Below are 9,246 nucleotides of genomic sequence, written 5' to 3'. Positions count from 1 at the left end.
CTTCCAAAACAACGGCGGGGGCGTGAATGCCCCCGCGTTGTGAAAAAGCTGCCATCCCGTTACCCAACCAAACAGGTTCGATCTGCTAAGTGAACGGCATTAGGCGCATTGGCCGGGCTTTTTCATTTGTTGCTGTTTACTGTGCTGCAGACGCTGCAGCATTGCTGCCCGGGGTGACACCCTTCCAGGCACCATCCTGCAGCTGGTACAGGGTAACGGTGCCGTTCTTCACATCGCCATTGTTTTCAAAGGCGATCGGGCCGGTAACGCCTTGCAGCGAGGTCTTGCCGATTTCCGGCAGAAACTTCTTCGGGTCGGCAGAGCCGGCGCGCTTCATTGCGTCGATCAGCACCTTGGTGGCGTCGTAGGTATACGGTGCGTATGCCTGGATTTCACCGCCGAACTTGGCCTTGTACTTGGTGTTGAAGTCGGCAAAGCCCGGCATCAGCTCCTTGGATGCGCCGGCGCTAGAAGCGTAGGCACCTTCGGCGGCCTTACCTGCCAGTTTGGCAAACTCGGCGGTGTTTACACCGTCTGCACCCATAAAGCGGGTTTCCATGCCCAGCTTGCGCATCTGTTTTACCAGCGGGCCGGCCTGTGCATCCATGCCGCCGTAGAACAGCAGTTCCGGCTTGCTGCCCTTGAGCGAGGTCAGGATGGCCATGAAGTCGGTGGCGGTATTGTTGGTGTATTCGCGCTTCACCACCTTGCCGCCGGCGGCTTCCACTGCCTTGGCAAAGTCGTCGGCCAGGCCCTGGCCGTAGGTGGTGCGGTCATCGATGATGGCGATGTTCTTCAGCTTCAACTCGCCCACGGCAAACTTGGCCAGCGCCTGACCCTGCTGCAGGTCGTTGGCGATGATGCGGAAGGTGTTGTTATAGCCTTGCTGGGTGAATTTCGGGCTGGTTACCGAGCCGGCCACCATCGGGATGCCGGCTTCGTTGTAGATGCGCGAAGCGGGGATGGCCGCGCCGGAAGTGAGGTGACCCACTACGGCAGCCACGCCGCCATCGACAAAGCGTTGGGCAACCTGGGTGGCGACTTTCGGGTCGGCCTGGTCATCTTCCGACACCACTTCAAAGCTGACTTTCTGACCATCCAGGGTCAGGCCTTCCGCGTTGGCTTCTTCCGCAGCCAGTTTCACGCCGTTGTCGGCGTCGCGCCCCCAGTGGGCGAACGGGCCGGTCAGCGGGTTGGCCGAGCCGATGCGCACTACCTTGCCTTCGGTGGTTGCAGTGCTGCCGGCACTGGCCTCCTGGCTGGCGGATTGTTCGGCGTTGCCGCAAGCGGCGAGGGCGGCAGCGGTTGCGGCTGCCAGCGCGATATTGGTGATTTTCATAGGTAAAGCCGGTCCCTGCTCCTCGATGGGAGCATTCATTTATAAGTTGTCGGTGATCTATATCAGTGGTCAGGCGCCCTGTTGGGGCGCTGCGCTACTACAGAAGCATGTGCCGGTCCATGGGTGTTGGGCGGCGCAGCTGGGGACGGTCGAAAGGATACAATCGACATCGCAGTGCAACATACTAACGATGGCAGCCTGGATGTGCAAGTCGATGGGGGAAAACAAAAAACGGCACCCGAAGGTGCCGTTTGCATGCAGCGGAAAAGACTTAGTTGGCAGCGGAGGCCGGAGCAGCGGCAGCAGCCGGGCCACCCACGGTGGAAACCACTTCCCACTTGCCACCCTTAACCTGGTACACGGTTACCGCGCCATCCTTGATGTCGCCCTTGTCGTCGAAGGCGATCTGGCCGGTTACGCCGGTGTAGTTGGTTTTGCCAACTTCAGCCAGGTAGGTTTTCGGGTCGGTGGAGCCGGCGCGCTTCATGGCGTCAACCAGTACGCGAACTGCATCGTACTCGTACGGAGCGTAGATCTGTACTTCGGTGTTGAACTTGGCCTTGAACTTGTCGTTGAAGGCAGCAAAGCCCGGCATCTTGTCGCGCGGTACGCCGCAGCTGGAAGCGTACTGGCCTTCGGAAGCTTCACCAGCCAGCTTCACGAATTCCGGAGTCTGCCAGCCGTCGCCACCCATCAGCTTAGCCTTGATGCCCAGACGCTGCATCTGCTTGGCCAGCGGGCCTGCCTGAGCGTCCATGCCGCCGTAGAAGATCACGTCCGGCTGGGAAGACTTGATGGAAGTCAGAATGGCGTTGAAGTCGGTGGCGGTGTTGGTGGTGAATTCACGCTTCACAACCGAAGAGCCCTTGGCTTTTACAGCCTTCTCGAACTCGTCAGCCAGACCCTGACCGTAGGCAGTGCGGTCATCGATGATGGCCACTTTCTTGGCTTTCAGGCCGTCAACAGCGAATTCGCCCAGAGCCTTGCCCTGCTGTACGTCGTTGGCGATAACGCGGAAGGTGGTCTTGTAACCCTGCTTGGTGTAGTCCGGGTTGGTTGCGGACGGGGAGATCTGCGGGATGCCGGCATCGGAGTAGATCTTGGAGGCCGGGATGGTGGTGCCGGAGTTCAGGTGGCCCACAACACCCACCACACCAGCGTCAACCAGACGCTGGGCAACCTGGGTGCCGATTTTCGGGTCGGCCTGGTCATCTTCGGAAACCAGTTCGAATTTGACTTTCTTGCCGCCGATCTCAACGCCTTCGGCGTTCAGGTCTTCGATGGCCAGCTTGGCACCAAATTCGTTGTCCTTGCCCAGGTGAGCGATCGGACCAGTCATCGGCGATACCTGACCGATTTTCACCACGGTTTCGGCGCCGGCGCTGGCCTCTGCAGCAGCGGATGCGTCGCCAGCCGGTTGTTCTTCTTTGTTACCGCAAGCGGTCAGTGCAATGGCGGCAGCTGCGAAAAGGCTCAGACGAGCAAATTTATTCATCTTATGTTTCCCCTGATCTTAAGTCTGTGACTTGATTAAAGCTGCTTGGCATCTTGTGGATGAGCAGTTGCGGCGATTATGCGGAGCGCTTTTTCCGGGTGTCAACGAACTTCGATATGCGCGGATTACAGCCCTTGCGACGACTTTTTAGTGCTGCATTGCCGCATGCACCAAGGAAAACCGGTATATACAGAAAATATGTTCACATACGAACAATGGCGCCCCGTTGTGGTGCGCCATTGCGAAAAAAACAGACACTTTTGTCACTGTTTTGCGCCATGCGAGCGAGCGCGCAACTGTCGCATATTTGCATCTGGAGGTGTTGTTATCCAGCCACCAAGATTGTTAAGGACCAAATCCGCCAGTGCCGCAATCCAGTCGTCGCGCTCATTCAGGCAAGAGATATAGCGATATTCCTTGCCGCCGGCAGCCAGGAACAGCGTCTTGCCCTCCATGGCGATTTCCTCCAGGGTTTCAAGGCAATCGCCGGCAAAGCCGGGACAAATGATGTCGAGCTTGCCAACACCTTGTTTCGCAAGCGAACTTAATGTGTCAAAGGTATAGGGCTTGAGCCATTCCGCCTTGCCGAAGCGACTCTGAAAGCAGACTGTGTAGTCGTTGCCGGACAAACCCAGGGCCTCCGCCAACAGGCGGCCGGTCTTCAGACATTCGCAGTGGTAGGGGTCGCCCTTGTCCAGGGTGTAGCGTGGCACGCCGTGAAAACTCATCACCAGCTTGTCGCCACGGCCGTTCTGTTGCCAGTGCTGGCGCACGCTGGCGGCCAGTGCGGCGATATAGCCCGGGTGATCATGGTAGTGGCGCACGGTGCGTACTTCCGGCATGTTGCGCAATTTCATCAACGTGCGGAACACCTCGTCCAGCGCGGTACCGCTGGAGGACGCCGCGTACTGCGGGTACAGCGGCACCACCAGCAGCCGCTCCACGCCCTGGGAGCGCATGTTCTGCAGCACGTCCGCCACCGCTGGCTGGCCATAGCGCATGGCGAATTCCACTACCAGCTGCTGCCCCTGGCTGCCGAGCAGGCCTTTCAGCAGGCTGGCCTGCTTGCGGGTGTGTACCAGTAGCGGCGAGCCATCCTTGCTCCAGATGCTGGCGTATTTCTCGGCGCTCTTTTTCGGGCGCAGATTGAGGATGACGCCGTTGAGGATCAGCCACCAGATGGCACGCGGTATCTCCACCACACGGCGGTCGGATAGGAACTGCTTGAGGTAAGGGCGCAGCGCCTTGGCGGTGGGCGCTTCCGGTGTGCCCAGGTTCAGCAGCAGCACGCCGGTTTTCGGGGTGTAGCCATGGTCGAAAGCGGGTTCGGTCAGGTAGTCGGGCATGGTGTTTCCGTAGCGATGCGGATACGGGCCGGGGTTGGCCGCAAACAGGGTAAACGGCAGCGCTCGGGGCGCGCTGCCGTGTGGGTCATTCTTCGCGTGCCGGCACCAGTACCGAGCGGTTGCCGTTGGTTTCCATCGCTGACACGATGCCGCTGGCTTCCATCTGTTCGATCAGGCGCGCGGCGCGGTTGTAGCCGATGCGCAGCTGGCGCTGCACCGAGGAAATCGATGCCTTGCGGGTCTTGAGCACGATGGCCACTGCCTCGTCGTACAGCGGGTCGGCCTCGCCATCCGCTGCGCCGCCAATGCTGGCTTCGCCGCCGGCATCGTCGCTGTCGGCAGCGCCACTGAGGATGCCCTCGATGTAATCCGGCTCGCCGGTGGTCTTGAGGAACTCCACCACCTGGTGCACTTCGTCATCGGCCACAAAGGCGCCGTGCACGCGTAGCGGGTAGCCGGTGCCGGGCGGCAGGTACAGCATGTCGCCCTGACCGAGCAGAGTCTCGGCGCCCATCTGGTCGAGAATGGTGCGGCTGTCGATCTTGCTGGATACCTGGAAGGCAATGCGGGTAGGGATGTTGGCCTTGATCAGGCCGGTGATCACGTCCACCGACGGTCGCTGCGTGGCCAGGATCAGGTGGATGCCGGCGGCGCGCGCCTTCTGCGCCAGGCGGGCAATCAGCTCCTCGATCTTCTTGCCTGCCACCATCATCAGGTCAGCCAGTTCGTCGATCACCACCACGATCAAGGGCATGGTTTCCAGCGGCTCCGGTGTTTCCGGGCTCAGGCTGAACGGGTTGGGGATCTTCTCGCCGCTCTTTTCGGCATCGCGGATCTTCTGGTTGAAGCCGGCCAGGTTGCGCACGCCCAGCTTGGACATCAAGCGGTAGCGACGCTCCATTTCGCCCACGCACCAGTTCAGCGCGTTGGCCGCCTGCTTCATGTCGGTAACCACTGGCGCCAGCAGGTGCGGAATGCCTTCGTATACCGACAGTTCCAGCATCTTCGGGTCCACCATGATCAGCCGCGCTTCCTTGGGCGTGGCCTTGTACAGCACCGACAGGATCATGGCGTTGATGGCCACCGATTTACCGGAGCCGGTGGTGCCGGCCACCAGCACGTGCGGCATCTTGGCCAGGTCAGCGGATACCGGCTGGCCGGCAATATCCTTGCCCAGTGCCATCGCCAGCCGCGAGCTCATGTTCTGGTAGCCTTCGGAGCCGACGATCTCGGACAGGCGCACGATCTGGCGCTTGGGGTTGGGTAGCTCCAGGCCCATATAGGTTTTGCCGGGGATGGTTTCCACCACCCGGATCGACACCAGGCTCAGCGCGCGCGCCAGATCCTTCATCAGGTTAACGATCTGCGCGCCCTTGACGCCGACCGCGGGCTCGATCTCGTAGCGGGTAATCACCGGGCCGGGGTAGGCGGCCACCACTTTCACGTCCACGCCGAAATCGGCCAGCTTGCGCTCGATCAGGCGCGAGGTGTACTCCACGGTTTCCGCCGATACCGGCTCGGCCTGTTCCTTGGCTGCGGCCAACAGTGCCAGCCCTGGCAGCGCCTCATCCTCCGGCGCGGCAAACAGCGATTGCTGCACCGGTTTCACCGCCTTGGGCGATACCGGTACTTCCAGCACCGGGGTCTCGATGCGCACCGGCGGCTTGTCTTCGATTTTCTTCTTCTCGGTGCTGACTTTTTCTTCGCGGCGCTGGGCGATTTCGCGGCCGATCTCGCGATCGCGGCGCGCCTGCCAGGCTTGCCAGGCGCGCATCACGCCATCTTCCAGCAGGCCGCCCACGCGCTCCATCAGGTTGAGCCAGGACAGACCGGTAAACAGCGAAATGCCGATGGCCGCCAGCACCAGCAGCAACAGGCTGGCGCCGCTGGCGCCGAAGGCGTGCGCACTGCTGCTGCCCAGCGCCTTGCCCAGCAGGCCGCCGGGGCCGGCCGGCAGGGCCAGTTGCTTGCCCAGCAGGATCAGGAATTCCAGGCTGCAAAAGCCGATCAGTGTCAGTTGGAAGCCGATCAGTGCCGGCCAGGTGAGCGGGCCGTCATCGAAATCGGTCTGGTCGATGCGCCGGTAGCCCCAGGCAATGGCGAATACGCAGAAGCCCACCAGCAGCCAGGCTGAGTAGCCGAACAGGTACAGCAGGATGTCCGCCATCCAGGCGCCGAACACGCCGCCATAGTTGCGGATGGTGGGGTCTGCGGAGCTGTGTGACCAGGACGGATCGTTGGGCGAATAACTGAACAGCGTCAGCACCAGGTAGATGGCGGATACGGCCAGCAGCAGCCACCAGGCTTCGCGCAGCAGGCCGGCGAGCTTGGGTGGCAGCGGTTGGGTATTGCGTACAACGGCTTTACGCTTGAACAGGCGCATTGAATTTGAATAAGAATGGTGTCAGCCGCGCATTATATCGACAAAAGTGCAGCTTTCTGTTGTCTGGCCGCGATTGCCCGTTATTCATTGCGCGGCCAACGCTGAAAAAGGCAAAAACCATGCCGGCGGGAACGGTTCAGCGCGGGTACAGCGCGCCCAGTACGCGCAGGCCACTGGCGCCGGTGACCTCCGGCAGGTTGCCCGCCTGACGCTGGCTGAAACGCCAGCCCAGCCAGGCAAAGGCAGCGGCTTCCACCTGCTGTGCCGGTAGCCCAAGTGCATCGGTGGCGGCGATGTGCACGCCAGGCAGCAGGCTGGCCAAGGACTGGCATAGCGCGCCATTGCGCACGCCACCACCACACAGGTACAGCTCGCGGGTGGCCGGCGCAAAGCGTGCAATGGCATTGGCGATGCTGTGGGCGCTGAGCTGCAGCAAGGTGGCCTGTACCCCGGCCGCATCGATGTCGCCATGCTGCAGCCGGTGGCGCTCCAGGCGTTCGGCCAGCCACTCCATGCCGAACAGGTCGCGGCCGGTGCTCTTGGGTAGATCGGCGGCAAAGTAGGGCTCGGCAAGCAGGATCTGCAGCAGGCTGTCGCAGCATTGTCCGCTGGCGGCCCAGGCGCCGTCGGCATCGTAGGCCACCCCGCGGTGGTGGCGAATCCAGGCATCCAGCAGCATATTGCCAGGGCCGGTATCGAAGCCGACCACCGGCAGGCCGGGTTGCAGGCGGGTGAGGTTGGCGATGCCGCCGATATTGAGAATGGCGCGCGGCGTGTCCGGGCTGGCGAACATGGCCTGGTGAAACGCCGGCACCAGTGGTGCGCCCTGGCCGCCGGCGGCCACATCGCGGCTGCGCAGGTCGCCGATGACGTCGATGCCGCAGCGCTCGGCCAGCAGTGCATGGTTGCCGATCTGCAGCGTGTAGCCCGCCTGTGGTGCGTGGCGGATGGTCTGGCCATGGCAGACCACGGCCTTGACCTGGTCGCTATGCAGCCCGCTGTTCTGCAGCACGGCCTGTACCGCGGCGGCGTACAGCTGCGCCAGCTCGTTGCCCAGCCGCGCACTGCGGTCCAGTTCGTTGTCGGCAATCAGTTGCAGTGCCAGCACCTGCTCGCGCACGCTGGCCGGGTAGGCGACAAAAGCCTCGCCCAGCAGCTGCATGCCAGCTTCGCCAATGCGCACGGCCACGGCATCGACACCGTCCAGGCTGGTGCCGGACATCAAACCAATAAAGACTTCAGACATGAAAAACCCTGGCAGGAAAGTGCTGCCAGGGTGGTTGGGCGATGGGCGGCGGGCTTAGTCCAGCTGCGCCACGCTGACCGGAATGTCCCTGAGCAGCTTGAGGTTGGCCGCAAGCTTAACGCTCTGCCTGGAGAAGGCCAAGCGCTCGCTGTCGCTCAGCACCCGGGTAGGCAGCGCAGTGGTGGCCGGGTCCACGGCCTGGCCATTGATGCGCACTTCCATGTGCAGGTGCGGGCCGGTGGAGCGACCGGTGCTGCCGACATAGCCGATCACCTGGCCGGCCTTTACCTTGCTGCCGGCCTTGAGGCCAGCCTCAAAGCGGCTCATGTGCGCATACAGCGTGGTGAGCTTGTCGTTGTGCCGCAGGATCACCACATTGCCGTAGCCGCTTTGCTGCGCCACGGTATCCACGGTAGCGTCGGATGGCGCCAGGATCGGGGTGCCGGTGCCGGCAGCGTAGTCGATGCCCTGGTGCATGCGCAGCGCGTGCAGTACCGGGTGGAAGCGCATGCCGAAGCCGGAGCTGATGCGGGCGCCGCTAACCGGCTGCAGGTTGAAGCCTTTTTTCAGCGGCTTGCCGTCAGCGCCGTAGTAGGCGCCGGACTCGCTATCGTGGGCAAAGTAATAGGCCTGGTAGTTGCTGCCGCTACGCTCTATCTCCACCGCCAGGATATTGCCGGTAGTCAGCGGCGTGCCGTTGTACAGCAGGGTCTCGTACACCAGGCTGATCTTGTCGCCACGCTTGAGGCTGGACAATTCGAACTGGTCGGAGAAGATCTCGCCCAACTGGGTGCGCACCTCCACCGGCACATCCGCCTGCGCCAGCGCGCCGCTGGCACTGGTGCGCACCTCTACCGAACGCACGGTCTGCATGGCTTCGGTCTGCGGCGCATCGGCGCTGGCCTGCCAGCTGTCGCCAACTTTCTCGATGGCTACCAGCACGCTTTCGCCGTTTTCGTCATCATTCAGGAAGCGCAGGCCGAACAGCTCGCCCTGGTCATTCAGCTCGACCGACAGTGTGGCGCCGGTTTTCAGCTTGAGCAGATTCTTGGACAGCGGGCTGGAATAAATGAAACCGGTGGCGTCGCTGTCGCGCACGCCCAGGCGGTTGAGCAGGCGGGCGATGGTGTCGCCGCGCTGTACTGCTTCATCGCGCCAGTAACGTACATTGTTGCCGGCGGTCTGCTGCAGCGGAGGCAGGCTCAGCGCCTCCACCACATGCTGCTGCACCGGAGGCTTGATGTCCGGGCTGTTGCCCTGGGTCACGGCCACGGCGGTAAGCACGCCCATGAAAGGCAGGCTGGCGGCAGCGCCCAGCCAGGCGGCGTGGCTGTTCACCACGCGGTGAGTCCATTTTTGCGGTAGATGCAGCAGTTTGCGATAATCCATAGTCTTCATTATCCGGTTGGCATGCATGTGCCGATTGGCACGTTCTGT

At 62.2% G+C, this 9,246-nt stretch carries 6 protein-coding genes; all 6 read right to left on the bottom strand.

The features are described from left to right. Window positions 1–136 precede the first annotated feature (136 nt). Entirely contained in the window at window positions 137–1,339 is a 1,203-nt protein-coding gene (locus ACFOKJ_RS03590; protein WP_390276714.1) for a branched-chain amino acid ABC transporter substrate-binding protein, read from the bottom strand. A gap of 271 nt (window positions 1,340–1,610) precedes the next feature. Beyond that, window positions 1,611–2,834: a branched-chain amino acid ABC transporter substrate-binding protein gene (locus ACFOKJ_RS03585; protein ID WP_390276713.1), complete on the bottom strand. Its 1,224-nt coding sequence runs from the start codon at window positions 2,832–2,834 to the stop codon at window positions 1,611–1,613. A gap of 263 nt (window positions 2,835–3,097) precedes the next feature. Continuing rightward, window positions 3,098–4,180 carry a ferrochelatase gene (hemH, locus tag ACFOKJ_RS03580; protein WP_390276711.1) on the bottom strand — a complete coding sequence of 361 codons (1,083 nt, stop codon included), beginning with the start codon at window positions 4,178–4,180 and terminating at the stop codon, window positions 3,098–3,100. Between the two features lie 85 nt (window positions 4,181–4,265). Then, window positions 4,266–6,563: a DNA translocase FtsK gene (locus tag ACFOKJ_RS03575; protein WP_390276710.1), complete on the bottom strand. Its 2,298-nt coding sequence runs from the start codon at window positions 6,561–6,563 to the stop codon at window positions 4,266–4,268. A 136-nt stretch (window positions 6,564–6,699) separates the two neighbouring features. Beyond that, window positions 6,700–7,809: an anhydro-N-acetylmuramic acid kinase gene (locus ACFOKJ_RS03570; RefSeq protein WP_390276709.1), complete on the bottom strand. Its 1,110-nt coding sequence runs from the start codon at window positions 7,807–7,809 to the stop codon at window positions 6,700–6,702. 54 nt (window positions 7,810–7,863) lie between these two features. After that, window positions 7,864–9,198: a M23 family metallopeptidase gene (locus tag ACFOKJ_RS03565; RefSeq protein ID WP_390276708.1), complete on the bottom strand. Its 1,335-nt coding sequence runs from the start codon at window positions 9,196–9,198 to the stop codon at window positions 7,864–7,866. Between the last annotated feature and the right edge of the window lie 48 nt (window positions 9,199–9,246).

This window comes from Vogesella amnigena (assembly GCF_042648905.1).
GTDB lineage: Bacteria > Pseudomonadota > Gammaproteobacteria > Burkholderiales > Chromobacteriaceae > Vogesella > Vogesella amnigena.
The sequence above is the reverse complement of the archived record's forward strand: the minus strand, read 5'-3'. Positions and strand labels throughout refer to the sequence as shown.

Coding starts and splice junctions, on each gene's coding strand:
- ACFOKJ_RS03590 (WP_390276714.1), bottom strand. CDS start 1,339: ATGAAAATCACCAATATCGCGCTGGCAGCCGCAACCGCTGCCGCCCTC.
- ACFOKJ_RS03585 (WP_390276713.1), bottom strand. CDS start 2,834: ATGAATAAATTTGCTCGTCTGAGCCTTTTCGCAGCTGCCGCCATTGCA.
- hemH (WP_390276711.1), bottom strand. CDS start 4,180: ATGCCCGACTACCTGACCGAACCCGCTTTCGACCATGGCTACACCCCG.
- ACFOKJ_RS03575 (WP_390276710.1), bottom strand. CDS start 6,563: ATGCGCCTGTTCAAGCGTAAAGCCGTTGTACGCAATACCCAACCGCTG.
- ACFOKJ_RS03570 (WP_390276709.1), bottom strand. CDS start 7,809: ATGTCTGAAGTCTTTATTGGTTTGATGTCCGGCACCAGCCTGGACGGT.
- ACFOKJ_RS03565 (WP_390276708.1), bottom strand. CDS start 9,198: ATGGATTATCGCAAACTGCTGCATCTACCGCAAAAATGGACTCACCGC.